Here is a 24,036-nt window from a genome sequence, read left to right as displayed (position 1 = left end):
CTGGAGGACCTCTACGAGGACGAAGGGTTCATGGGGACCGAGGGCAGCCCTACGATCGTCGACATCGACAGGGTTGTTGCCACGGATGACCCGCCGACGCGTTCTGGCATCGCTGACTACGGCCCCCTGTGCTCTGTGGCCCTCAACCATCGAATGCACCCCCTGCGCGAGCAGGACCTGATCGCCGTCGGCCTCGGTCAGGCCGCCTGAGCCGTGAGCTGAACCAGCCGGTTCTCGTGAGTCCTCGTCGCACTTCGGTGGGATACCCGCGTTGTTCTGCCAGCGGCGGAACACCAGCCGAACCGGGCTCGACGATCACTACAGTCCAGTCTCATGACGACGATTGCGACGCGTATGGTCGAGTATCCGGCCGACGGCTTGACGATGATCGGGCACCTCGCGCTCCCGGCCGGTGTCGGCCGCCGGCCCGCGGTGCTGATCGGCCCAGAGGGCATGGGGCTGAGTGACGTCGAGCGCCGGCGGGCCGATGCTCTCGCCGAACTGGGATATGTGGCGCTGGCCTTCGACCTCCACGGCGGGCGCTACTTGGGCGACCCCGAGGAGATGCTGGCCCGTTGCCTGCCGCTGCTCGCCGATCCCGACCGTATGCGGGGCGTCGGCCATGCGGCGCTCGACGTGTTGCGCACCGAACCGCGGACCGACCCCGACCGTATAGCCGCGGTTGGCTACGGCACCGGGGGCGCCATCGCGCTGGAACTCGGGCGCGACGGCGTCGACCTGCGCGCGATCGGGACGGTCAACGCAACCACCACGGGCCGACCGGGCGAGGCGGCGCGCATTCGCTGCCCGGTATGGGCCGGGGTCGGGTCGGAAGACCCGATCATGCCGCCCGCGCAACGGAACGCGTTCACCGCTGAGATGCAGGCCGCGGGCGTCGACTGGCGCCTCACGGTCTACGGCGGCGCCTTTCACGCCTTTCACCACCCCCCGGTCGACCACCCCACGGTCCCCGGCGTCGGCTACCACCCACAGCACGCGCAACGAGCGTGGCGCGACGTCGTCGACCTGCTCGCCGAGTGCCTGCCCCTGACGGAGGATCTGGGGGCATGACCCAGGTGAGCATGCGGGGGCCGGGCCGGTCCGGCGTCGGGCACTGACAGTCCCCTCCTCTCAAGTCCGCACAGCAGAACCGCATTCGGTGGATGCTCGCCGGCGAACCGGCACGCCGACCGGACCCCCCCACCGGGGCGGGAAGCCCCCGTCTTCCCCGTCGCCGCGATCGACGATCTGGTCTACGAGTTCGCCGCACGGGCCGACGAGGTGCTGTGCCTCGACGTGGCGTGGAAGACCTGTATCCGCAGGACAAGCGGGCCAGGATCACAGCCAAGGGCCGGGCGACCGAATGGATTCACTGGCAGTCCGGCACGGTCCAGCTCCTGCCCCGTCTCATCGCCCGGCGTACCGCGGCCTGCTGTTCTTCATCGACCGCGGGGCCCCGCCGGGAGGCCGACGTTGGACGAGTGCCCCGAGGCCGGCCGGGCCCCGATCTCCTGCCACCAGGCCGAGGCTATCTTCGAGGAGAACACCCGGTCGCTGGCCAACCCGCTCGCCTCGCCCTAGGACAGCGAGGACCTGGACGGCGAGGACCTGGACGGCGAGGGCCCAATGGCACGTCGTGGGCCGTGGGAAGGGGCACCTCGCTGCAACACTCGCGAACACGCTCGTGAGCTCCTGCCTCGGGATGCCGAATCGGTCCGCCGGGCGAGGCAGGACCGGAAGAAGGCGGGATCGCCCGCCCCTTCCGTTCGAACTCCTCCATGCACGCCGTGCGCGCGGGCCGCGGCCGGACCGCCCCGCCGCTGGCCCGAGCCGGTCCGTCCCGGGGGGTCACGCAGGCCGCCCGGTGACCGAGGCCGCCGAAGGCGACCACGACCACCGGGCGGAGCCGCCCGGTTCCCGGACGGTGTCGACGCGCGCCGCTCAGCAGTTACGGATGGACCACACGGGCGTCCAGTCGTACGTGAAGGGCGTGGGCTCCGGCAGGACGACGTCCAGCACCTGGCCGTTCTGGCCGTAGAAGAACGCGGCGGCGCCGACCTGGTTGTTCACCACCTGGCCCACGCCGTTCCAGTGGGACAGGGAGTACTGCTGGCACCGGTAGAGGAAGAAGACCTTGTACTTGCCCACCACCGGGTCCCAGACCCCGGTGCAGAGATTCCCCGACGCGCACGTGACAGGGCTGCCCGACGTCGTGTGCACGTAGTCCGCCCAGGGCGAGACCGTCGGCGATACGGCCGCCACGGCACGTGAGGACGGCCCCTCGCCCCGGGGCGCCGGCGGCATGACCATGGTGTGGCCGCCGCCCTCGCGAGGCCCGTCCGAGGCAGCTGCCTGGGCCGGGCCCGCCGCGAAGACGGACACCAGCACCCACAGGAAGGCACCGGCCACACCGAGGGTGGAACGCCAGGTACGCGACATCGTCACTCCTTCTCCGGGAATCCCCGGGTTCACTTCTGACTCGTGCACAGCGGTACGTCCGGCAACTGGTTGTCCGGATGGCTGATGTAGATGTTGGTGACGTAGCCCCCGTACTGCGGCAGATACGCCCACCAGTCGTTGGTGTACGGCGGGACGGAGACGAGCTGCCCCTTCTTCTGGCAGCCCACCAGCACCTCCACGCCGGCCGGGAGCCGGGTCACCAGGTTGTCCCCGACGACCGGTTCCGTCCGGACGGCGACGTCCTGACCCCACGTCCCGTACCACTTCCCCTTCGGCGCAGTTCCGCCGGGAACGTTCAGGGAACGGGTCAGCCGGCCGAGGTCGGTGTACGCCTTTCCGTACGACGTGCCGTCCGGGTGCAGCGTGAGGACGGCCACGATCGAACGGTCACCGGCCCCGACGGTGCCGGTCGTGTGCAGCGCCGGTCGGCTCAGGTCGACGCTCGCGTCACCCGCGCCGGCGGGCGCGGAGGCCGGAGTGTCGTCGCCACGAGCCGCAGCCGCGCTCGCGGAGCCGCAGGTCCCCTGCGCGTACCTCCCCGACCAGCCCTGCTTCACGGCCCACGGGCGGTCGAACGCGGCGGCGATGCCGAAGTGCTGGTCGAAGGAGTCCGACGCGCACCGGGTCGACTGGCGCAGACGCTGCATGACGAAGTCACGTACCGGCGCGGGAGCGGACTCCAGGATGTACCGGTACGTCTTCACGGTGTCGCGGGCCGACATGGCCGTGTAGCCCCAGTACCCCTCGTAACCCGCCGGCGGGGGAGCGGTGTCGGCGAGCCCGAGCCGCGTGACCATGCGCTCGACGATCGCCGGGCCGCCGTACGTCGACCAGTAGTGGCTGGCGGCGGCGTCCTGACTGCTGCGGAGCATGGCGTCCAGCCGGGTGCGGTCGGCGGAGGGGATCGTGTCGGGGCTGCGGTTCCACAGGAAGTCGAGGGCGATCAGGAGCTTGACGACCGACGCGGACCGGAACGTCGCGGCCGGGGCGAGCTGTTCGGTGAACGTCCCGGTCTGCCGGTCGAACACCGCCACGCCCGCCGTGACCCCCGCGGGCACCTGGGGGCTCGCGGCCGTGACCGACAGGGCGTCACCCGACGGTTCCGTGGCGGCCGCGACGGAGTGCGGGAGCGCCGCGCCGGCGAAGGAGAGGGAGAGGAAAGCCGCGGTCGCGGCGAGCAGGCGCCGAGGCGTACGGCGAGCGGTGGTGTGGGAGTTCCTTACGATGCGGAGCATGGCCTGAGGGGTCCTCGCTGGTAGGAGAGCGGGCTGCCCGGCTGTCGGCACGGGGCGGCGGGACCGCGGCGCGGAGCTCCCGGCGACGTGCGAGGGGCTCCGCGGGAGCGGGCCGGGCGGGCGGCTCCCGGTGGCCTACGGGATGTTGCACTCCGTCATGCCGGGCCAGGGATCGGTCGACGTCCACACGTCGACGGCGGGGATGAAGCCCCACCCGTGATTGCCCTCGTGACCGGGAGCGATGCGGTCACCCATGGTGTAGTACCAGATGTTGTTGCCGCCGCTGTGCGGGGGGCCGCTGGCCCAGCACACGAACCAGCTCGTCGAGGTGTCGATCCAGCCGATCACCGGGCACGCGGGGATGAAGCTGCCGCAGCCGCGCAGCGGGGCGCCGGCCCGGTTGCCGCACACCCAGTCACGCGTCCAGGTGCGCCTCGTGTACGCGTCGTAGTGACTGACGTTGCGCGCGGTGCACGACGCCTGGGCCGCGAGGGGCGCGGCCTCGGCCGTGGGCGGCGCGCTCAGCACCGCGCGGGTGGTCATGCCGGCCTGCGGCGACGACGCCTGAACGGCGCCTGCGCCGAACAGCACGGCCAGGAGGGCGGCGAGCATCGCCACCGCTCGTCTCACAGACATGTTTCGGCCCCCGTTGTCGAGAAAGCAATGGTCGGGACGGCCCTGTGGAACCGATGAGGATGCACGGGACGTCGCTTGAGAGCCGAGCCTTCCACCCCCACTCCGTCCGTGTCATCGCTTGTGGCCATGCGACATGGAAGACGATCGATAAGGGATTCATCATGGTTACTGGCGAAGCGGCCGCTGGAGGCGCCGCGCCGACGGGCCCCGACCCGAAGACGCCGAGCGCCCATCAGCTCCGGCTGTTCGTCGCCCTCGCGGAGGAACTCCACTTCTCCCGCGCCGCCGCCCGGCTGTTCATGACGCAGTCGGCGCTGAGCCAGCAGATCAGAGACCTGGAAAGACGTCTCGGGGTCAAGCTGTTCGACCGTTCGAGCCGCGCCGTGCAGCTCACCCCGCAGGGCCGGGTGCTGCTGGCGGACGCGCGCGGGGTCGTGGCGGCGATGGACCGGCTGAGCCGCAGCGCCTCGACCCAGGCGCGCCGCCTCTCCGGACGGCTCGTCGTCGGTACCATCGGCGCGGAGGCGGCGATGCCCTACACCCAGGCCGTGCTGCGTCTGCTCAACGAACGGCATCCGCTGGTCGAGGTCGACCTGCGCAGCCTCCACTTCGCCGACCACTTCGACGCCCTGTTCCGCCATGACGTCGATGTGGCCTTCCTCCGTCCACCGGTCCCGCCCGGCGTCGAGGTGCAACACCTCGCCACGGAACCGCGGTTGGCCTGTCTCCCCGCGAGTGACCCGCTGGTGGACCGCGACCGGATCACCCTCGCCGAGCTGGCCCGCCACCCGGTGATCGACGTCCCGCCGCAGGTGCCACGGCTCTGGTGGGACTTCTGGGCGGCCGACCCGCGACCCGACGGCACCCCGGTCCGCTACGGACCCGTCGCCTCGGACCTTGAGGGCCTTCTGCACCTCGTGGCCCAGGGCAAGGGCATGTGTTTCCTGCCGGCCGCCGCGCGCGACCTCTTCCCGCGCCCCGGCATCCGCTACGTCGAGGTCACGGACCTGCCCCCGTCAACGGCGGGTCTCGCCTGGCTGAGGGAGAACCGCACGGAACCGCTCATCGAGGCCGTGGTGGCAGCTGCCGGACACGTGGCCTCGGCACGCGACCGGGAGGCCGTCCGGGGGAGGAGCCGCGCCGAGGACTGACCCCACGTCACAGGTCGCGGCCACTCCGGGCGCGGGGTCCCGGCAGCTGCCCCTTCGCGTCCGGCGGTGGGCGGCCGATCCTTACTGATCGTTTCAGAATGAGTGCGGGGCACACTCGGGGTATGAGCCAGCCCATCGAGCCCCCCGATGCCCTCCTGCGCGCCACCGTCGCGGCGATCGCCAGCCGGACGGCGGAGAACCCGAGACCGGCCGAGGCGCTGCAGTCGGTTCTCGAACTCATCGACAATGACGAGGCAGAGCTCGCCCTGGACCACCTCGCGCGGAGCGTGGCGTACCACCGCATCCCGGTGCTGCGGGAGGAGTACGACTGGCTGGTTGCCGAGGCGGCCCGTCTGGACTCTGAAGAGTCGCTGTCGGACACGGGTCTCGAACAGTTCGTCATCGGCTGAACCCACACGGGCCGCGTCCCTGCAACTGTCGTGCCGGGTGGCGTGATCGATGAGTGCGCCACCCGGCACCGCCGCATGACCGCCTGATGATCCGCTCGCCGCCGATGGACTGATCGCTTCAGAATGAGTTCGGTGTAGGGGGTTGGCGATCGGTTCTGGTGGCGGCAGAGTGTTGTGGGTGCCGGATCGGGTGACGGCCTGGCTGCGGCTGCGGGACTGGACCGAAGCCGGCGTCTGGCCCCGTCTGCACGAGGTCCTCCTGGCTGAACTGCGCAAGACCGGCCTGCTCGGCATGGACGACGCCGCGATCGACGCCTCGCACGTCCGGGCATTGAAAGGGGGGATCACATTGGACCTACGCCGGTCGATCGCGCACGGCCGGGCAGCAAGCACCACCAGATCACCGACCGGCAGGCACGCCCCTCGCCGTCACCCTGACAGGCGGAAACAGGCATGACGTCACCCAGCTGACACCCCTGCTGGACGCGATCCCCCGCATCCGCGGAGTCCGCGGGAGCCCCCGGCACCGGCCGGGTCGACTGTTCGCCGACCGTGGCTACGACTACGACAAGTACCGGCGCATCCTGCGGGCCCGCGGCATCACACCCAAGATCGCCCGCCGAGGCGTCCCACATGGCTCCGGCCTGGGCAAGACCCGCTGGGTTGTGGAACGGACCTTCGCCTGGCTCCACCAGTTCGAACGACTCCGCACCCGCTACGAGATACGCGCCGACGCCCACCTCGGCCTGCTTCAACTCGCCGACCCGGCCGCGGACTGGCCGGATGGCGTCGAGCAGCGGCAGCAGTTGGGTAACGTCGTTGCGGTTGCCTCCGGTGAGGATGACCGCGAGCGGAGTGCCGCGCCCGTCGGTGATCAGATGGTGTTTGGAGCCGGCCCGGCCCCGGTCGACCGGCGACGGACCTGTGTGGATCCCCCCTTTCAACGCTCGCACGTGACTGGAGTCGACTACGCAGCGCGACCGGTCGAGCCGCGATGCGGCATTGAGTTCGGCAAGGAGTGCCTCATGCAGTCGTTGCCAGACTCCGGCCTGAGTCCAGTCTCGTAGTCGTCTCCAACAGGTCATGCCCGACCCGAAGCCCATCTCGGTGGGCAGGTACTCCCACTGCATGCCGGTGTGCAGCACGTACACGATGCCGCAGAGAACCTTCCGGTCCGGCACGGGCTTGCGCCCCGGATACCGGAACCGCCGTTGCTTGCAAGGAAGCAGCGGTTCGATCCGCTCCCACAGCTCATCCGACACGATCCACGGTGAAGCCCCCATGTGATCAGAATGCTCAGCCCGCCCTGCGGGCACCACAGCTTGGGCCAAGGCACCTCACTGCGTTGACCGTTGATAGCCGGAATGCGACATCACCCGTGAAGGGCAAGGGTGCAGTCGCAGATCTGCCAGCCACCTCTCGATGAGACCTGCTGAACTGATCACGAAACGCGCTGCCTTACACAGGACGGAACGCCATGCCGGCAACCACCACAGCTTCAGTCAACGGCAAACTCTTACCCCCTCGGTCCCCGCTGATGGGGTGGCTGGCTGTGGTCTCGGTGATGCTGGGGATCTTCGCCATCGTCACCACAGAGATCCTGCCGATCGGTCTGCTGACCTCGATCGGATCCAGTTTCACCGTCTCGGACGGGATGGCTGGACTGGTGATGACCATGCCGGGCTTTCTGGCGGCGATCGCCGCTCCGCTGGTCACCGTGGCCACGGCACGCTTCGACCGCCGACTGATGCTGTGCGTCTTCATGCTCTTGCTGGCACTGGCGAACTTTCTTGCCGCCGCGGCACCCGACTACTGGCTCGTACTGACCTCCCGGATCATGGTCGGGATCACGATCGGCGGCTTCTGGTCGATCGGAGCCGGGTTGGCGGAACGACTGGTGCCGCCGGCCTCGGTCGGCAGGGCAACTGCTGTGATCTTCTCCGCCGTCCCGCTGGGATCCGTCCTCGGCGTGCCGGCGGGCACCCTCATCGGAGACCTTGCTGGATGGCGAACGGCCTTCACCGTCATGGGAGCTCTGACAATCGGTGTACTGACCATGCTGCTCTTGTTCGTCCCACCGCTTCCTCCGGTACGGGCCACACGGCTGGGCGTCCTGGGCGGCATGCTCCGCAGCGTCACCACTCGCTTCGCACTCCTGCTGACATTCCTTGTTGTGCTGGCTCACTTCGGCACCTACACCTACGTGACACCATTCTTGGAACAGGTCACCCACGCCAGCGGTGGTCTGATCACTGCATTCTTGCTGCTCTATGGTGCCGCCGGCATCCTCGGCAACTTCCTGGGCGGCGCCTGGGTGGCCCGGTATCCGCGGAGCGTCTTCGGGCTCGCGGCCGCCCTGATCGCCACGGTGACTCTCCTGCTTCCAGCGTTGGGCCGCTGGGAGACCGGCGCAGTGATGCTGCTGATCGTATGGGGCATCGCGTATGGCGCCGTACCAGTCGCGTCGCAGACCTGGTTCTCCAAGGCGGCACCGCACGCTCCGGAAGCGGCATCGGTCTTGTTCACGGCTTCCTTTCAGGCAACGATCTCGATCGGTGCACTCGTAGGGGGAGTCATCCTGGACCGCACCTCTCCGTCCGCGGTCATGCTGCTAGGCGGTTGCACCGCAGTGCTTATGGTCCTGGCAGTAGGGGCACGCCTCGTCGGGCCGGACTGCAACGAGTAGTCCTGAACACACAGAGATTCGCCCCCAGGCTTCAGTCGAACACTTATCACATGGCCGTCGACCTGGCTCCCGCTCGGTCAGCCACTGACCACTTGGCTCATTGTGTGAGCCGTTGTGAGGCCACTTGTCGGGTGACCTACCGGCCGGGCGCCGATGTGCTCACTTCCGCGAAGGTCTTCCAGAGGGTGACAAGCGCGAGCAGCTGTGCCAGGAAGAACGCCAACGAGGCGAAGCGCATCTGGTAGACGTAAGCGACGAGACTTGCATTGGTCGGCCAGTAGCGGCGCTCGTTCTGGAAGGTCTGCAGGTCCATCATCAGGCCGGTGCACGTCATCACCGAGCCGAATGCCGCGATCTGGCCGATCACCTCAGGCAGGCTCCCGCCGACGACTTGGGCGATGAGAAAGTCGGCTGCAGCAGGGATGGCGAACGCGAGCGCCACGAAAAGTGCCTTGGTCGGTCCGTGACGGCCCGGCAGATCACGCCACAGCGCCCCGAGGAAGAATCCCCCGACGATCCAGGAGACCTGCCAGAAGAGAATCACGACCGCGATCCAGACGAACCCCGCCGCATCCTGTGCATACACAATCCAGGAGTCACCCTTTACCAGGGTGATCCAGTACATCAGGCCTGTCGCGGGCAACCCGATCAGACAGGCGTTGACGGCCCCTCTGCGGGCATTTCCCCACCACGTGGACATCGGGCCGCAGGCGAAGGGGAGATCGGCGGGTCTGACCCCTGCCGGCAATGCCTGGTCCAGTCTGTCGATCTCGGCCTCGATCGACTCCCGCTCCGCGTAACGATCCGCCTGGTTCGACGTGCTGAGTTGACCCAGGCGTGCCTGCAGTTCCCGGAATCGGCGCGCCAAGCGCAGCACGTCGGCCCTGTCGGTCAGCGAGACCGTCCTTCCCAGCGGCGCGTTGTCGGCGAAAGGCTGCTCCAGAACGGAGACAGATGAGCCCAGGGCGAGAACTCCCCAGGCCGTGCACAGGCACAGCAGCAGGGTGAGAGCGTAGGCGGAGAAGCCGAAGTAGTACGTGTCGGGTGCGAAGGTGATGGCGAAGAGGGCCACGAGCAGAAACTTCTCCGCCGGCGCAGGTGTGAACGCCCCCTGCTCGTGCTGCTCGACCCGGCAGACGCGCAAGACGCCCAGTACGGCCAACGGCGCCAAGATCCTGAAGAGGATCAGCAGCGGTTCCACGGCCCTTGCCGGGAATTGCAACCACCATGTGTCGAGCGATTCGACCCAGAACTCCTGGAAAACAGGCGAATGCGGGTCGGCGAGCCAACTGATCCGCTCCCAGGTGCGGTCAAAGGCGAGATAGGCCCACAGAACGGTCGCGGTCGCTGCCACAATGCCGGCGGCGACCATCACGCGTGGCGGGATCCGCGTCTCTCTGATCAGCAGGGTCCGCTGTCCCACGGCGATCACTCCGGTCCAGCACACTGCCGTCAGGGCAGCGCAGGCCACCGCTGCCACGGTCCAGCCCGGAGCTGACAGGTATCGGTCCGCTGTGGGGAGGAAGGTGAAGTCGTACACCTCTGACACCACGTACCAGCCCAGTACACCCAGGACGAGTACGCCCACGCTCACGAGGAGGCGCTTCGACCGACTGCCGAGCAGACACAGTGCAAGCCCGAGGAACGCCAGGGTGAACACCCCGACCGTCTGTTCGTAGCTGTGATTCCAGCCCACCATTCGGTGGAGCAGCCGGTAGAGGTTGTCCCCGAGGTGGATGATCAAGCCCAGGAACATCAAGAGGAGCGCCCACCACCGCAGAAAGGTCAGCGCTTTCGACTCCTCCCGCGTCGTTCTGCCGGTCAGACTGCGCCTCAGTCGTCTGCCCGCGACGAGCAGCAACGCGCCCGAGGCGACGTACCAGAACGCTGCCGAGGCGCTGTAACCTCCCCACGTCTCCCATACCTGCCAGGTTTCCTCCAGCGACGTCGTGATGAAGTCCCAGTGCTGCACCGTGGGCGGACGGAAGGTGACCGTGGGATTCTGGTCCGGCTCTTTGTGCCGCCAGCTCAGTTTCGCTCCGCCTTCGCCGAAAGCCGGCCGGGGGGCGGCGGTCAGGGCACCCCGTCCGCCCAGGTCGACCTGCACGCTGTCCCAGTCGGCGTTCTCCAGGGCAGGGGGAGGCCGCAACGCGATGTTCCAACTGTCCTTCGAGGCCTCCAGTGTCCAGGGGCCGACAGCGTCGAGGGCCCAGGTCTGGACCCACGTGGCAGCCTCGTAGTGAACCTTGACCCACTGACCGTCGGCCTTCACGGTCACCGGCTTGAACCGGTACTCCCCATCGCGGAAGTCGTTCCCATCCCCTACGGGCTTGCCCACCAGGCACGCCAGCGCGAAGCGGTAGGCCGGTGCATGAGCGTCCAGGAGCAGATCGGAGGCGTGAGCCCACGGGGCGGGCACGTCGATGTCCATGGTGCTCGTCACCATGCTGAAGGTGTTGCCGCGGTGTTTGAACTCGGCCAGTGCCGTGACCTTGGCCTTCTTGAGCTGGTCGGCTCGGCAGTCCGTCGGAGCGCTCTCAGCAGCGGCAGTCCCACTCATCGCAGGCAGAAGAAGACCGAGAAGCAGCACAAGTACATGCAAGCAGCGCGGAGCGGGCCGGCCGGAACGGATCACCGCCCCAGGATCTCCCTCCAAGGCGCGCACGATGCCGAGCGAAGCCCCGACGCGCAGGCCGTCCACCCCAGCGGCCGAGGCGCCCGCGCCCTGCGTCGCCGTTCAGGGACTGCCGCGGAAGGTCCGCGTCAGGCAGGCCTCGGAGTTCACCGAGCCGGCCGCCCGTCCCGCCCCCGGGGGACGTATGGACGTGACCACCACACGCAGTCGTACTGTTGCACTAGATTCGATCATGACGGCTGAACGGGACTCCCGGAGAAGGCCCGGCGGATCGGCCCGAACCACGAGGAACGGCCCGCAACCGCCGCACACATCGACAGGCGGAGGAGCGAACCTGCCATGCGTACCACTACGCACACCGAGATAGTCGTCGTCGGAGGCGGGCCGGTCGGCATGCTGATCGCTGCCGAGCTGGGGGCGTACGGGATCGATGTCGTGGTGCTGGAGGAGAAGAGCGCGACATCCGGTCAGCCCAAGGCCGGTACCGTCCACGCCAGGGCCGTGCAGGCGCTGACCCGGCGGGGCTACCTCGGGCTGCCGCGCCTCTCGGATGCCCCAGTGACTGAGCAGTTCCACTTCGCCGGAATGCCCGGGCTGACGATCACGGTTCCCGCGGCCGAGCCGGAGCCCGTCCTCAAGCGCGCACAGGCCGATCTGGAGCGGGAGTTCGAGGAACGGGCCCGGGAACGCGGAGTGACCGTGCTGCGCGACCACCGGGTGACCGCGCTGAGCCAGGGGCCCGACGGGGTCGACGTGGTGGCCGAAGGACCCGGGGGCGAGCACACGTACAGCGCCGCGTTCCTGGTGGGGGCCGACGGCGCGCGCAGCACCGTACGCCGGGAGGCCGGCTTCACCGAGGACACCCACCCCGCGACGGTCTCGGCGATGATGGGCCTGGTCCGGCTGATCGAGCCCGACAGAGCGCCGCGGGGCTGGTGCCGTACCGAGCGGGGCTGGGTCGTCGCGAAGCCCGTTCCCGACGGACACACCCTCCTCCGCACGCTCGACTGCGACGGGCCCCATCCCCACCGGCAGACACGGGCGACTGTGCAGGAACTGCAGGACGAGGCATCCCGGATCGCCGGATACGACATCCCGATGGGGGATGCGCTCTATGTGACGCGGTTCAGCGACTTCACCCGGCTGGTGCGCCACTACCGCAAGGACCGCGTGTTCCTGGCCGGGGACGCCGCCCACGTGCACTTCCCGATCGGGGGGCAGGGGTTGAGCACCGGACTGGTCGACGCGCTCAACCTGGGCTGGAAGCTCGCCCACGCCGTGCGCGGAACGGCGGGCAAGGGGCTGCTCGACACGTACGACGACGAGCGCAGGCCGGCCGCGCAGCGGGTCATCGACAACACGCGCGTCCAGCTGACGCTGATGCGTCCCGCCCCCGAATTCGACCCGCTCCGCGCGATGGTCGCCGAGCTGCTGACGCTGGAGCAGGCCCGTCGGCACATGGGCGACCTGATCAGCGCGCAGGAGACGGTGTACCCGGCTCGCTCGGGCTTCTCCTCCCGGTGGGAGGGGCGGTTCCTGGAGAACGTCGTGGTGCGGGACGGCGGGGAGCCGCAGGACGTCACGGGGCTGCTGCCCGACAGTCGGTCCCTGCTTCTCCTGTCCGGCGAGCAGGCTGCGGCGTACGGCGAGTCGGCCCGGGGCTGGGCCCATGTGCTGAACATCGTCGCCGCCTCACCGGATGCCGCCCTCCCGTGCGACGCGGTGCTGGTGCGTCCTGACGGCCATATCGCCTGGGCACCGGACGCGGGCGACCTCACCGACGCGCTGCGCCTGTGGTTCGGCGAGCCCCGGTAGGCGGCGGCGGGCGGCGGCCTGCCTGCGGATCGAGCCCCGGTCGGGGCGCGGCGGAATCGGTGCTCGACCGGGCGGCCTCCACGGGTCTTCCGCCGTGTTCGGATCGCCCGACCCTGCCTCGCCACGCCGCTGCCCTCGCGCCTGTGACCTGGTCTCTTCGTTGAGCCATCACGTGATCGACGTAGGATCATCTCTCTGATTGGATCTTGTGTCGGGGCGCGGCTCGACTGCCGCCGCCGCTGGAAACCACGGGGGATTTCATGAACACGACGACGATCGATGAGGGCAGCCTCTGGTCGCCCAGCGGGCCGTTTCCCGCTTCGCTGGCTCAGCTGCATCGCGCCAGGGAGGCCGACGCCTTCCCGGTCAGCTGGACGCGGACGCAGGACGACCACTACTCGGTCGTCGCCCACTGGTCCGGCGGACACCCTTACTTCATACCAGTGCACGGGCACCGCTACGATCCGCTGCTCGTCACCGAGACCATGCGCCAGGCCACCCTGCTCGTGCTGCACGCGGGGTACGGCGTTCCCATAGGGCACCACTTCCTCCTGTCGGAGCTGCGGTTCACCTGCCGCATGGACCTGCTCGCCATCGACGACGGGCCCGGAGAGGTGGAGGTGCAGGTGGTCTGCTCCGAGGTGAAGCGGGCCCGTGGGCACGTGTCCCAGATCAGGGTCGACATGGTCGTGCACCGCGCGGGGTCGGTCGTGTCCACGGGCGTCATCGTGGGGCGGATCGTCGGCCCGGAGGCCTACCGGCGCATGCGGGGCGACCGTGCCGTCCCGGGATTCGAGGTCCCGCGGACACCTCCGGTGACGGCCTCGCTCGTCGGCCGGTCACGCCCGGAGGACGTTCTGCTCTCGACCACCCCGCAGGACCAGGTATGGCAGCTGCGGGTCGACACCGGGCACCCGGTCCTGTTCCAGGGCGAGAAGGACCACGTGCCCGGGATGCTGCTCCTGGAAGCAGCCAGGCAGGCGGCCGAACTGGCGACGCCGTCCCAGCCGTTCGTCCCCTCCTCGGGACGCATAAGCTTCCAGCGCTACGCGGAGTTCGGTACCCCCTGCTGGATACGGGCCCACGCCCTGCCCACATCGCGCGCCGGAACGACCGGCATCACCATCACGGGGAGCCAGGACGACGGCGCGGTGTTCCTCGCCGAGTTCTCCTCGGCCCTTCCCATCTCTGACGGACGGTAACGCAGACATGATCCTTGTCACCGGAGCAACCGGCACGGTGGGGCGGGAGGTCGCCCGCCTGCTGGCCCCCGACCGCCCGCTGCGCATCCTCACGAGGCGGCCCGAACTCGTCACCGCCCAAGGGCCCGACGTCACCGTGGTCCGTGGCGGCTTCACCGACCCCGAAAGCCTCCACCGGGCGCTGACGGGAGTCCACGCCGCCTTCCTGGTCACCAACCGGGTGGCGGAGGAGGACGACGCGCGGTTCATCGACGTGGCCCGGGCCTGCGGCGTACGGCATCTGGTCAAACTCTCCGCGGCCGCCGTGCAGGATCCGGAGGCGGACGACCTCATCACCCGCTGGCAGCGCGAGAACGAGCGGGCCGTGCGGGAATCGGGGCTGGAGTGGACCTTGCTGCGCCCCCGGTCCTTCATGTCCAACACGCTGTCGTGGGCACCGGCCGTCCGCTCCGAGGGCGTCGTGCGCGCGCTCTACGGGGAGTCGGCCAACGCCTGCGTGGACCCGCGCGACGTCGCCGAGGTAGCGGTGCACGCTCTGACACAGGACGGGCAGGAAGGCCGCGTGCACGCGCTTTCCGGTCCGGAGGCGGTCAGCGCGATCGAACAGACCGCCGTGCTCTCGAAGGTGCTGGGGCGACCACTGCGCTTCGAGGAGCTCGGGCCGGAGCGGGCCCGTTCCGCACTGCTGGAACGCTATCCCGAGGCGATCACCGAAGCACTGCTGCGCAGCGCCGGACGCCAGCAGGCCGGTGCGAAGGCACGGGTGGACTCAGCGGTGCCCACGATCCTGGGACGACCCGCACGGACCTTCGAGACCTGGGCGGCGGACCACGCGCAGGCGTTCGCCTGACCGTCCGATCGTCGGGCCGCCGGGGTTCATGTCGCTTGAGCACGTGGCGGGCGTCGAGCACGTCCTCGCCGCCTCGGACGTCTTCTGCCTCGCCTCGCTGCTCTGTTACGCGGCGACGGGAGGCGGCCCGTTCGGCGACGGCCCCCTTGCCGCCGTCCTGTTCCGCAATGCCCGGGCCGAGGCCGACCTGAGGGGGCTTCCGCACGGGCTGCGCTAGGTGCTCACGCCGTGTCTGGCGCCGGACGCGTCGAGCCGTCCGGACACGGCCGAGCTGGCCCGCCTTCTCGCGGACGAAGATCCCGCGGACGCCGACGGCGGGGGAGCGGCGGACGTCCCGTGGCCCGCACACGTCACCCGTGACATCGCCCGACGCGAAGCCGAACTGGGAGAGCTGGACGCCCGGTTGGGGGACATCGCCGCACCTGGTGTGCACGACCTGCCGACCGTGACCGCGCCCCGCCGGGGCCGACGCCGTGGGTCGGCGGCGGCACCGTGTGCTGGCCGTGGCCGTCGTGGCGTCCCTGGCGCTTCTGGCCGGTGTCGGGATCGGCGGCACCTACGCCACCGGACGGTGGCCGTGGCCGCAGTCGCGCGGCGGCGGCCTGGCGACCCCCGGGCCGTCCGCCTCAACATCCGGGGCCGGAGGCAGTGCCGCTCCGGCCGCCGCACAGGCCTCCTACGTGGACGAACTCGGCGGCCCCGACCGGGGCAGGAGCTTCGACGCCGCGCCCTCGCTCCGCGTTGCGGTCGTCAAGGACACCGGGCTGTGGTCAGTGCGCCTGCCCCGACCGCGTGGGGCCGGTCGTCAGCAATGAAAGCCGTTGCTCCTGGCGCACGTTGAGCAGATCCCTCCCCGCGCGGCTTGTCACAGATCCTCGTTGAAGACCACCGTGACCGGGCGGAAGCGATCTCTCAATATCCCCAGCCGGCGTAGATGGTGACGTTCTCGCCGTTGTCCCTGGCCCCGACGCACAGGTCACGCCAGTCGAGCAGCCAGCCGCTGGAGCGGCACCTCTCCTGCTGCAGACCCAGTTCGCGGATGATCTCCGGCCGGGACAAGCCGTCTTCGCTGGTGACCGTCGCAACGCGCCAGCAGCCGCCGGAACCGCAGCTGGTGCCTTCGTTGATCATGCTGATGCCTGGCGGCATCGAGGGGAGAGCCTTGGACGGCGGCGCGTCCGAGCCTTCGCTGATCATCAGCGCGTACAGGAGGCCGGCCACGAGGGTGAGGGCGAACTGCATTCCCAGGAAGCCGATCGCTCCGTTGCGGCGGGCCATCCATTCCGGGGGAGGGGAGTTCTCGTGCCGGCCTTCCAGTCCCGCACCGCAGACGATGAGCAGAGGCGAAAGGATCGTGAACACGAGATGGGCGTCGGGCCGGGGGGCATGGATCCAGCCCTGCTGGACGCCGATCAGCAGACTGCCTCCGGCGAGCAACATGCCACCGATCGCGAAGCCGACAGGGCGGGTACGGGCGATCGCCGTCCAGACCACGGCGGGCGCGACGGCAAAGAGTATCCCCAGGACGGTCAGCATGTACGGGGGGACGTGCGGCTTCAAGCGCCCGGTTCCGCACGGCCGGGACTCACCAGCCGCATGGTCTGGCCAACCGGGTGCGGAGGCTGCCGTCACGGGGCGCGCAGGTCCTGAACCTGCTGATGGACCTGCGCGAGGAACTCGGCCTCTCGCTGCTGTTCCTCTCCCACGACCTCGCGGTGGTACGCCACTTCTGCGACCGGATCGCGGTCCTGAACAACGGAGAGCTGGTGGAGGTGGGGCCGAGGGACACCGTCTTCGACACGAGGCCGCCTCCTGCACCACGGAGCTGCTGGCCTCGTTCCCGCAGCACCTCCCGCCCACGGGCGGCCCCGCCGAGGGCTGAACGGCACGAGCGCCGCACCGGTCGGACGACCGGTGCGGCGCTGTGGCGTGCACGCCCGAACACAGGGACGCGGTCGACAGACGTCTGGGTGCCCCGTCCCGCGCACCCTGTCCGGGACCGGCCCCCGGCCGCTCACGTACAGTAGGGCTCGGGCCGTGACTGGCGCTTGAGGTGGATCACCACCGGGGAGCGGCCCGGCGGGGGCGTGCTCGACCGGCGCGACCGTACCGATGCCGTGCGCCTGGGCGAATCACCTGTCAGAGACGACGCCCAGGAGTTGCCATGTCCACCAGCACCGCCACCCTCATGGACGGCACGGCCCTCGCCCGCCGTACGGTCGAGGAGACTGCCGCCCGCGCCGCCGAGATCACCCGGCGCACCGGTGTCACGCCGTGTCTCGCGACCGTCCTGGTCGGTGCGGACCCGGCCTCGGTCACGTACGTGAAGATGAAGCAGAACCGCTGCGCGAAGGCCGGAATCCGCTCCAAGCACGTCGAGCTGCCCGCCACCACGACGACCGAGGAACTCGTCGCCGCGATCACGGCCCTCTCCGAGGACCCCGAGGTCCACGGCATCCTCCTCCAGCACCCCGTCGGCCCGCACATCGACGAGCGCGCCGCCTTCGAGGCCATCGCCCCGGAGAAGGACGTCGACGGCGTCACCATGGCCTCCTTCGCCGCCATGGGCTTCGGCCTGCCCGGCTTCGTCTCCTGCACGCCCGGCGGCATCATGCGCCTCCTGGACGCCTACGACGTGGAGCCCCGCGGCAAGCGCGCCGTCGTCGTCGGCCGCAGCGCGATCCTCGGCAAGCCGGCCGGACTCCTCCTCCTCGGCCGCGACGCCACCGTCACCTACTGCCACTCCCGCACCGAGGACCTCTCCTCCGTCGTCCGCGAGGCCGACATCCTCGTGGCCGCCGTCGGCAAGCCGAACTTCATCAAGGGCGCCGACATCAAGCCCGGCGCCGTCGTCATCGACGCGGGCTACAACCCGGGCAACGTCGGCGACGTCGACTTCGCCTCGGCCGCCGAACGCGCCTCCCTCATCACCCCCGTCCCGGGCGGCGTCGGACCCATGACCATCGCCGTGCTCCTCGCGCAGACCGTCGAGGGCGCGGAGCGCCAGCTCGGCCTGTAGGACCGGTTCATGACGGGGCGGCGGGAGGGAGAGCGGGCGGGATCGCGGCTGGCGATGGTCACGTTTCTGTACAGGCCGCTCCCCGCACCCCTAAAAAGGTGGCCCCGGAGCCGCCGACCGGCGAACCTTGACCTTGTGCCCCACCCGTCCACCGCCACCCCGTCGCCGGACCGCCGCCCGGGCGAACCCGATTCGCCTGGTGAGCCCGACTCGTTCGGTGAGTCCGCCCCGCCCGGTGCGCCTGACTCGCTCGACACGTCCGACGGCTCCGGCGGTGCCGACGGCTCCGGCGGTGCCGATCGCTCCTGCCGTGCCGACCTGTCCGTCCCCTCGGATTCGCCCGATGTTGATAATGCGGACGATGTGTCCGACTCGTACGGTCCGTCCGGCGCGTCCGACTCGCTCGGTGAGGCCGGGCCGCTTCACGCGTCCGGTACGAGCCCGGTGACCCGCTCCGACGCACCCGCCCGACCTGGTTCCGCTTCCGGTTCCGGTTCGGACTCCGGCTGGTCGCCCCGCATCGCCCGGCTCGGCGCGCCCCGGCCCGGGCCGGCCGCCCGGGGCGCCCGCCGGTTCGGCGTGCCGCTCGTCCCGCTGCTCGTCGCCGGGCTCGTGGCGACCGCGTTCGTCACCTCGCGGGGCGGGATCGAGCAGAGCCTGTCCACGGCCGAGCGGACGGAGGGCGACCAGGTCGGCGCGCCGTCGCCCGTCATGTCCGGCGACGGCCGCGCCGAGGTCACCCCGCCGGGTGGCGGAGGAGCGGCCGACACGCGCACAGGCGACACCGGGGCGGTCGGCACCCCCACCGCCGACACGCCGTCAGCCGCCGTGACCTCGGACGCCACGCCGACCCGTGGCACCTCCTCGCACCGGACCACCGACCCCGAGAAGGACGCGTCCGCGACGCCCTCCCGGACCGGCGCCACCACCGCCACACCCCGGCAGACCCGCCCCGCGACGGGTGGCGCCGGCTCGCCCCGCCCCGTCTCCTTCGAGGCGCTGCGCGTCGGCGACTGCTTCGACATCGACCGCGGCGCGCCGGGGACCGCACTCCGCCGCTCCTGCGACACGCCGCACCATGCCGAACTCATCGCCCGGCTCCGGCTGACCGGTCTCCACGCCACGGACACGGCGATCCGAGAGGCGGCCACCCTGCTCTGCCGAGAACCGCTGCGCCGCAAGGCGGCACGGCAGCCGCTCGGCACGCGCTGGACCACCTTCGTCCAGTACCCGTACCGGACGAGCTACCTCCTCGGCTCGGACGCCGTCGCCTGCAGCCTGGCCGCCGCCTCCACCGGTGACGGCACCCTCAGCCGCCGGCTCCAGTAGGACCGGCGGCGAAGGCCGTGGCCAGAGCCGTCGCCGGATCTCGGTCCGCCGGTCCGGCGGGAGACCAGCGGGCACCCGACTTCAGGTACGGCCACCAGCGACCGTCCTCGCCGAGCCGCAGCTGCGCCTCCCCGCCCACCACCGTCCACCGCGCGCCACCGGACCGTCGCAGGACCGGGCGCTCGTCGTCCTCCCAGGCCTCCGTGAGCCGGGTCCCCGCCCAGGCGAGGGCCTCGCCGTCCGGCGTCCACTCCTCCTCCAGTACGGCGAGGGCGGCGGCGCCGCCGAATCCCCACGCGCGCGTGGCGAGGTCCATCTCCGCCCGCGTCCGGCCCGAACCGGAGGCGAGCCGTGCCGTGATCCAGGGCACGGGGGACTCCCAGCCGAGCCGCACCGCGTCCTGAGCGACCGTCAGCGAAGCCGCCGAAGTCGCCGACGCCGGGGATCCGCCATGGACCGACGCCCGGCCGGCCGCCCCGCCGGCCGACGCCCCGTCGGCGAGCGCCTCCACCAGCATCCGGTGTGCGCGGTCCGCCGCGTCCGACGCGAGGAACTCCAGGGCGGTCGGGTCCACCCCGGGCTCCGGTTCCGTCTCCGTGTCCAGGGACGGCGACCGTCCCGGCGCGTCCTGAGCGACCGGAGGCGCGGGGAGCGGCGGCACGAGGAACCCCGCCGCGTAGGCCTCCTCGGCCGACACGCCCGGCATCCCTCCGGCGCCCTCGGCTGCGTCCGCGCCCGGTGTGTCGTCGGCTCCCCGCCCGCCGTGCGCGGCACGCGCGGCGCTGCGCGCCTGCAGCTGGTCCAGGAGCGTGCGCTCGCCGCGGCCCCGCATGAGGAGCAGGACGAAGGGATCCTCGTCGAGCAGGCGGGCCACCTGGTAGCAGAGCGCCGACGTGTGCGGGCAGTGGTCCCATGCCTCGCAACCGCACTCCGGGTCGAGATCCCCGATCCCCGGCAGCAGATCGAGCCCGGCCACCGCCGCGTCCTCGACCAGGTGCGGCGGCATCTCGCGGTCGAGCAGCGCGGCGATGTGCCCCGCGCTGTCGACGGCGAGGTCCAGCAGCCGCTCCCACTCCTCCTCCGAGAACTCCCGCACCAGGACGTCGCTGCGGTACGCCGTGCCGTCACGGTCCTTCACCACCGCCGTGATGCGGCCGGGCCGTACCGACACGGCGCCCACCGCTCCCGCGCGCGCGTGCCGCCGTCCCGCCTTGAGCTGCTGGCCGTCGAGCGCGGTGTCCTCCAGGGCCTTCAGCCAGGCCAGGCCCCACCAGGTCCTGGCGAAGGCCGCACCCCGCGCGGGAGGCAGCGCGGCGAACGTCCGCTCGTCGCCCTCGTGTCCGTACCCGCTCATCGTGCGTCCCCCCGCAGTCGTACGAGCTCCGCCAGCTCGGCGTCGGTCAGTTCGGTCAGCTCCGGCGGGGTGTCCCCGCCGGTCCCGAGGACGGTGTCCGCCAGCTCCCGCTTGCGGTCGAGCATGGTCGCGATCCGGTCCTCGATCGTCCCCTCGGCGATCAGCCGGTGCACCTGCACCGGGCGGTCCTGCCCGATGCGGTACGCGCGGTCGGTGGCCTGGGCCTCCACGGCCGGGTTCCACCAGCGGTCGTAGTGCACGACGTGTTCGGCGCGGGTGAGATTGAGACCCGTCCCGGCGGCCTTGAGGGAGAGCAGGAAGACGGGGACCTCGCCGCTCTGGAAGCGGGCGACCATCGCCTCGCGCTCCGCGACCGGCGTGCCTCCGTGCAGGAACTGCGTCCGCACCCCGCGCGCCGCGAGGTGGGCCTCCAGGAGCCTGGCCATTCCCACGTACTGGGTGAAGACAAGGGTGCACGCGCCCTCGGCGAGGATCGTGTCGAGGAGCTCGTCGAGCAGCTCCAGTTTGCCCGAGCGGCCCTCGATCCTCGGCCGCTCCTCCTTGAGGTACTGGGCGGGGTGGTTGCAGATCTGCTTGAGCCCGGTCAGCAGCTTGACGACCAGGCCGCGCCGCGCCATGCCGTCGGCCCCGGCGATGGCCGACAGGGTCTCGCGTACCACCGCCTCGTAGAGACCGGCCTGTTCCGGCGTCAAGGAGACGGCCCGGTCGGTCTCCGTCTTCGGCGGCAGCTCGGGCGCGATGCCGGGGTCCGACTTGCGGCGGCGCAGCAGGAACGGGCGGACCAGCGCCCCGAGTCGCGCGGCCGCGGCCGGGTCCCGGCCGCCCTCCACGGCGGCCGCGAACCGGGTCCTGAAGGCGCCGAGGGTGCCGAGCAGGCCCGGCGTGGTCCAGTCGAGGATCGCCCACAGCTCGGAGAGGTTGTTCTCCACCGGCGTGCCGGACAGCGCCACGCGCGCGCGTGCCCCGATGGTCCGCAGCTGCCTGGCCGTCGCCGAGTACGGGTTCTTGACGTGCTGGGCCTCGTCCGCGACGACGAGTCCCCAGCTCCGCTCGGCGAGCCGCGCCGCGTCGAGCCGCATGGTGCCGTACGTGGTGAGGACGAAGCCGCCGTCGGCGAGGTCCTCCAGGTCACGGGTCGCGCCGTGGAAGCGGCTGACCGGCGTGCCCGGCGCGAACTTCTCGATCTCGCGCTGCCAGTTCCCCATGAGTGAGGTCGGACAGACGACGAGGGTGGGTCCGGCGGACGCCGGGTCGGACTGGCGGTGCAGATGCAGCGCGATGACCGTGATCGTCTTGCCGAGACCCATGTCGTCGGCGAGACAGCCACCGAGGCCGAGCGAGGTCATCCGGTGCAGCCAGTCGAGCCCGCGCAGCTGGTAGTCGCGCAGGGTCGCGGCGAGCGCCGGGGGCTGGGAGATCTGCGGGTGGCCGCCCTCGGGGTCGGCGAGCCGCTCCCGCAGCCGTTCCAGCCAGCCGGTCGCCGCCACCTCCACGGGTCGGCCGTCGACCTCCGTGGTGCCGGTGAGGACGGCGGAGAGCGCGTCCACCGGAGTCACCGGGCGGTCCTGCTGCGACCGGGCCCGGCGCACCTCGGCCGGGTCGACCAGCACCCAGCGGTCACGCAGACGGACCAGGGGCCGGCCCGCCTCGGCGAGCCGGTCGAGCTCTGCGCGGGTCAGCTCCTGATCGCCGACGGCGAAGCGCCAGTTGAAGCCGAGCAGGGCGTCGGCGGAGAGGAAGGAGGGGAGGGTCGAGGAGGAACGTGCCTCCTCCGCCGCTTCGCCGGACCCGAACCCTTCGGCGCCGGACCCGGATCCTTCGGCGGTGCTCCGTCCTTCCGTCAGTTCCCCGCCCGCCGGTACTCCCGCCGGTCCGTCCACCGGTCCGATCACCGCACTCGCAGTCAGCCGGTCCGCGAGTTCGCGCGGCCAGTGCACCTGGACGCCCGCGGCCGCCAGGGCCTGGCTCGCCGTACCGAGCAGCTCCGCGACCTCCTCGTCGGCGAGTTCGACGGTGTCGGGCACCGCCGCCGTCAGAAGCGGGGCCAGTGGGGGCCAGGCCCGTGCGGCGCGTCGGAGAGCGAGCAGCGCGTCCATACGGGCCCGGGGGCCGAACGCGGCCGCCGTCCGGCCGGAGCCCGCCCACACCTCCGCCGCGTCCGCGACGAGGGTCGGGTCGGCGACGCCGTGCAGCTGCAGGACCGCCCGGAAGTCGGGCGCCTTCTCCGACTCGGCGGTGAAGCCCGGCAGTTCGAGCCGGAGTGACAGCCGGACGCCCGCGTCGTGCACCGCCGCCACATCGGCGGCCCACGCCCGCTGCTCGGGAATCGGCTGCGGCGCGTCGGCGGCGAAGGCGGGGCCACCGGCGGCGAGCGGGGCGGCCGGGGTGCGGGGGAAGGTGTCCGCGACGGCGTCGGCGAACGCGCGCAGCAGCGCCTCGGGTTCGGGCAGGAACAGCGGCTCGTCCGACGAGAGCGGGACGGCGTGGGCCTCGGGAGGCATCGAGGCGGCGAGCGTCCGCAGGGCGTCGAGTTCGCCGGGCCCGAGCGGACCGGCCCGCCACGCGTCGACGTCGCCGGGGGAGAGGCCGGGCAGCAGCAGGCCGCGGGAGACCAGATCGACGGCGAGGAGCGTGGCGGCACCCCAGAAGGCGCTCGCGGGCGACGCGGTGTCGGAGAAGCGGGCGCGGGCGAGCAGCGGCAGGGCGTCCCGTACGGAGAGGACACGTGCGGGGACGGTCACCGCCAGGAGGCTCTCTCCGTCGACGACCGTGATGTCGACGGCCGTGCTGCCGGTGCCACTGGCACGAGGAGCGTCGGAGTCAGAGTCGGTGCCGGTCCCTGTGCCCGGCCAGGTGCCGGCCACGAGGGCGTCGGGGCTCGGCGGCGCGTCCCCGTCCGTGGACCAGAAGGCGATCCGGCCCGCGCGGGGCGGGTCCGCGGGGAGGAAGACGGCGGGGTGGCGGGTGAGTTCGCGGAAGGCGTCCCCGCAGGTGTCCCGAGGGGCGTCGTGCCGGGATGGCTCCTGGGTGGATACCGAAGGGGGTACATGAGCGGGTTCGCGGGCGGAATCATCGGGTCCGTGCGACAGCGACAACGCATTCCTCAAATTTGACTACCTGAAGTCCGAGCGGCCGAGGGTACCTCACCGCACCGGCTCGACGAGGGGCTCGCCTCGCGTGATCCACGCCACAGTCTCCCGGGGGTGGGGCTCGCCCCACCCCCGGCCCCCGGC

Annotated in this window: 18 protein-coding genes, 2 pseudogenes and 1 riboswitch; of the genes and pseudogenes, 12 read left to right on the top strand and 8 right to left on the bottom strand. The window is 71.1% G+C overall.

Translation table 11 applies throughout. The features are described from left to right. Positions 1 to 30 precede the first annotated feature (30 nt). Together ACIP8Z_RS07030 and ACIP8Z_RS07025 are read left to right on the top strand one after the other, a co-directional pair. Entirely contained in the window at positions 31 to 210 is a 180-nt protein-coding gene (locus ACIP8Z_RS07030; RefSeq protein WP_402079744.1) for a hypothetical protein, read from the top strand. 123 nt (positions 211 to 333) lie between these two features. Continuing rightward, entirely contained in the window at positions 334 to 1,071 is a 738-nt protein-coding gene (locus ACIP8Z_RS07025) for a dienelactone hydrolase family protein (RefSeq protein ID WP_402079741.1), read from the top strand. Positions 1,072 to 1,941: 870 nt separating this feature from the next. On the opposite strand, the gene ACIP8Z_RS07020 is transcribed toward ACIP8Z_RS07025, so the two are convergent. The 3 genes from ACIP8Z_RS07020 to ACIP8Z_RS07010 form a co-directional block, all read right to left on the bottom strand. Beyond that, positions 1,942 to 2,439: a hypothetical protein gene (locus ACIP8Z_RS07020; RefSeq protein ID WP_402079739.1), complete on the bottom strand. Its 498-nt coding sequence runs from the start codon at positions 2,437 to 2,439 to the stop codon at positions 1,942 to 1,944. Between the two features lie 29 nt (positions 2,440 to 2,468). Continuing rightward, complete coding sequence (locus tag ACIP8Z_RS07015) at positions 2,469 to 3,695, bottom strand: hypothetical protein (protein ID WP_402079736.1); 1,227 nt, start codon at positions 3,693 to 3,695, stop codon at positions 2,469 to 2,471. A gap of 135 nt (positions 3,696 to 3,830) precedes the next feature. Beyond that, positions 3,831 to 4,331 carry a hypothetical protein gene (locus tag ACIP8Z_RS07010; protein WP_402079734.1) on the bottom strand — a complete coding sequence of 167 codons (501 nt, stop codon included), beginning with the start codon at positions 4,329 to 4,331 and terminating at the stop codon, positions 3,831 to 3,833. A 161-nt stretch (positions 4,332 to 4,492) separates the two neighbouring features. Here ACIP8Z_RS07010 and ACIP8Z_RS07005 point away from each other — a divergent pair, with 161 nt between their 5' ends. The 3 genes and pseudogenes from ACIP8Z_RS07005 to ACIP8Z_RS06995 all read left to right on the top strand — a co-directional run. Beyond that, positions 4,493 to 5,482 carry a LysR family transcriptional regulator gene (locus ACIP8Z_RS07005; protein WP_402079732.1) on the top strand — a complete coding sequence of 330 codons (990 nt, stop codon included), beginning with the start codon at positions 4,493 to 4,495 and terminating at the stop codon, positions 5,480 to 5,482. A 122-nt stretch (positions 5,483 to 5,604) separates the two neighbouring features. Beyond that, complete coding sequence (locus ACIP8Z_RS07000; protein ID WP_402079730.1) at positions 5,605 to 5,892, top strand: hypothetical protein; 288 nt, start codon at positions 5,605 to 5,607, stop codon at positions 5,890 to 5,892. A 190-nt stretch (positions 5,893 to 6,082) separates the two neighbouring features. Next, positions 6,083 to 6,653: pseudogene (locus ACIP8Z_RS06995) on the top strand (IS5 family transposase); the annotation flags it as partial. On the opposite strand, the pseudogene ACIP8Z_RS06990 reads toward ACIP8Z_RS06995, so the two are convergent. Next, a pseudogene (locus tag ACIP8Z_RS06990) lies at positions 6,651 to 7,175 on the bottom strand (IS5 family transposase); the annotation flags it as partial. The pseudogenes ACIP8Z_RS06995 and ACIP8Z_RS06990 sit on opposite strands and share 3 nt — an antisense overlap. 194 nt (positions 7,176 to 7,369) lie before the next feature. Between ACIP8Z_RS06990 and ACIP8Z_RS06985 the strand changes: the two are divergent. Next, positions 7,370 to 8,578 (top strand): MFS transporter, encoded by a 1,209-nt coding sequence (locus tag ACIP8Z_RS06985; RefSeq protein ID WP_402079727.1) that lies wholly within the window; start codon positions 7,370 to 7,372, stop codon positions 8,576 to 8,578. Positions 8,579 to 8,714: 136 nt separating this feature from the next. On the opposite strand, the gene ACIP8Z_RS06980 is transcribed toward ACIP8Z_RS06985, so the two are convergent. After that, complete coding sequence (locus tag ACIP8Z_RS06980; RefSeq protein WP_402079725.1) at positions 8,715 to 11,279, bottom strand: DUF6185 family protein; 2,565 nt, start codon at positions 11,277 to 11,279, stop codon at positions 8,715 to 8,717. A 273-nt stretch (positions 11,280 to 11,552) separates the two neighbouring features. Between ACIP8Z_RS06980 and ACIP8Z_RS06975 the strand changes: the two genes are divergently transcribed. From ACIP8Z_RS06975 to ACIP8Z_RS06960, 4 genes are all read left to right on the top strand, one after another. Beyond that, complete coding sequence (locus tag ACIP8Z_RS06975; RefSeq protein WP_402079722.1) at positions 11,553 to 13,028, top strand: FAD-dependent monooxygenase; 1,476 nt, start codon at positions 11,553 to 11,555, stop codon at positions 13,026 to 13,028. 260 nt (positions 13,029 to 13,288) lie between these two features. Next, complete coding sequence (locus ACIP8Z_RS06970; protein WP_402079719.1) at positions 13,289 to 14,230, top strand: ScbA/BarX family gamma-butyrolactone biosynthesis protein; 942 nt, start codon at positions 13,289 to 13,291, stop codon at positions 14,228 to 14,230. Positions 14,231 to 14,237: 7 nt separating this feature from the next. Further along, the gene (locus ACIP8Z_RS06965) at positions 14,238 to 15,080 is read left to right on the top strand and encodes an NAD(P)H-binding protein (protein WP_402079716.1); all 843 of its coding nucleotides are present in this window, start codon (positions 14,238 to 14,240) and stop codon (positions 15,078 to 15,080) included. Positions 15,081 to 15,108: 28 nt separating this feature from the next. Continuing rightward, a complete protein-coding gene (locus ACIP8Z_RS06960; protein WP_402079714.1) occupies positions 15,109 to 15,297 on the top strand; it encodes a hypothetical protein in 189 nt (62 codons plus the stop codon). Positions 15,298 to 15,992: 695 nt separating this feature from the next. Here ACIP8Z_RS06960 and ACIP8Z_RS06955 read toward each other — a convergent pair. Continuing rightward, positions 15,993 to 16,616, bottom strand: coding sequence for a hypothetical protein (locus ACIP8Z_RS06955; RefSeq protein ID WP_402079711.1), 624 nt, complete (start codon positions 16,614 to 16,616; stop codon positions 15,993 to 15,995). 491 nt (positions 16,617 to 17,107) lie between these two features. Further along, a riboswitch (ZMP/ZTP riboswitch) is annotated at positions 17,108 to 17,216 on the top strand. 28 nt (positions 17,217 to 17,244) lie between these two features. Between ACIP8Z_RS06955 and ACIP8Z_RS06950 the strand changes: the two genes are divergently transcribed. Together ACIP8Z_RS06950 and ACIP8Z_RS06945 are read left to right on the top strand one after the other, a co-directional pair. Further along, the gene (locus tag ACIP8Z_RS06950; RefSeq protein WP_319317101.1) at positions 17,245 to 18,099 is read left to right on the top strand and encodes a bifunctional 5,10-methylenetetrahydrofolate dehydrogenase/5,10-methenyltetrahydrofolate cyclohydrolase; all 855 of its coding nucleotides are present in this window, start codon (positions 17,245 to 17,247) and stop codon (positions 18,097 to 18,099) included. Positions 18,100 to 18,462: 363 nt separating this feature from the next. Then, positions 18,463 to 19,428 (top strand): hypothetical protein, encoded by a 966-nt coding sequence (locus ACIP8Z_RS06945; RefSeq protein WP_402079708.1) that lies wholly within the window; start codon positions 18,463 to 18,465, stop codon positions 19,426 to 19,428. On the opposite strand, the gene ACIP8Z_RS06940 is transcribed toward ACIP8Z_RS06945, so the two are convergent. Both ACIP8Z_RS06940 and ACIP8Z_RS06935 read right to left on the bottom strand, forming a co-directional pair. Beyond that, entirely contained in the window at positions 19,409 to 20,782 is a 1,374-nt protein-coding gene (locus ACIP8Z_RS06940; protein ID WP_402079705.1) for an SWF or SNF family helicase, read from the bottom strand. The two genes, ACIP8Z_RS06945 and ACIP8Z_RS06940, sit on opposite strands and share 20 nt — an antisense overlap. Next, positions 20,779 to 23,898, bottom strand: coding sequence for a DEAD/DEAH box helicase (locus tag ACIP8Z_RS06935; protein WP_402079702.1), 3,120 nt, complete (start codon positions 23,896 to 23,898; stop codon positions 20,779 to 20,781). The genes ACIP8Z_RS06940 and ACIP8Z_RS06935 overlap by 4 nt, the downstream gene beginning before the upstream one ends. Positions 23,899 to 24,036 lie beyond the last annotated feature (138 nt).

Source organism: Streptomyces sp. NPDC088553, assembly GCF_044752965.1.
Lineage (GTDB): Bacteria > Actinomycetota > Actinomycetes > Streptomycetales > Streptomycetaceae > Streptomyces.
This window is presented reverse-complemented; position numbering and strand designations above follow the sequence as displayed.

Coding starts and splice junctions, on each gene's coding strand:
- ACIP8Z_RS06975 (WP_402079722.1), top strand. CDS start 11,553: ATGCGTACCACTACGCACACCGAGATAGTCGTCGTCGGAGGCGGGCCG.
- ACIP8Z_RS06940 (WP_402079705.1), bottom strand. CDS start 20,782: ATGAGCGGGTACGGACACGAGGGCGACGAGCGGACGTTCGCCGCGCTG.
- ACIP8Z_RS06985 (WP_402079727.1), top strand. CDS start 7,370: ATGCCGGCAACCACCACAGCTTCAGTCAACGGCAAACTCTTACCCCCT.
- ACIP8Z_RS06960 (WP_402079714.1), top strand. CDS start 15,109: ATGTCGCTTGAGCACGTGGCGGGCGTCGAGCACGTCCTCGCCGCCTCG.
- ACIP8Z_RS07015 (WP_402079736.1), bottom strand. CDS start 3,695: ATGCTCCGCATCGTAAGGAACTCCCACACCACCGCTCGCCGTACGCCT.
- ACIP8Z_RS07010 (WP_402079734.1), bottom strand. CDS start 4,331: ATGTCTGTGAGACGAGCGGTGGCGATGCTCGCCGCCCTCCTGGCCGTG.
- ACIP8Z_RS07025 (WP_402079741.1), top strand. CDS start 334: ATGACGACGATTGCGACGCGTATGGTCGAGTATCCGGCCGACGGCTTG.
- ACIP8Z_RS07005 (WP_402079732.1), top strand. CDS start 4,493: ATGGTTACTGGCGAAGCGGCCGCTGGAGGCGCCGCGCCGACGGGCCCC.
- ACIP8Z_RS06970 (WP_402079719.1), top strand. CDS start 13,289: ATGAACACGACGACGATCGATGAGGGCAGCCTCTGGTCGCCCAGCGGG.
- ACIP8Z_RS06965 (WP_402079716.1), top strand. CDS start 14,238: ATGATCCTTGTCACCGGAGCAACCGGCACGGTGGGGCGGGAGGTCGCC.
- ACIP8Z_RS07000 (WP_402079730.1), top strand. CDS start 5,605: ATGAGCCAGCCCATCGAGCCCCCCGATGCCCTCCTGCGCGCCACCGTC.
- ACIP8Z_RS06955 (WP_402079711.1), bottom strand. CDS start 16,616: ATGCTGACCGTCCTGGGGATACTCTTTGCCGTCGCGCCCGCCGTGGTC.
- ACIP8Z_RS07020 (WP_402079739.1), bottom strand. CDS start 2,439: ATGTCGCGTACCTGGCGTTCCACCCTCGGTGTGGCCGGTGCCTTCCTG.
- ACIP8Z_RS06950 (WP_319317101.1), top strand. CDS start 17,245: ATGTCCACCAGCACCGCCACCCTCATGGACGGCACGGCCCTCGCCCGC.
- ACIP8Z_RS07030 (WP_402079744.1), top strand. CDS start 31: ATGGGGACCGAGGGCAGCCCTACGATCGTCGACATCGACAGGGTTGTT.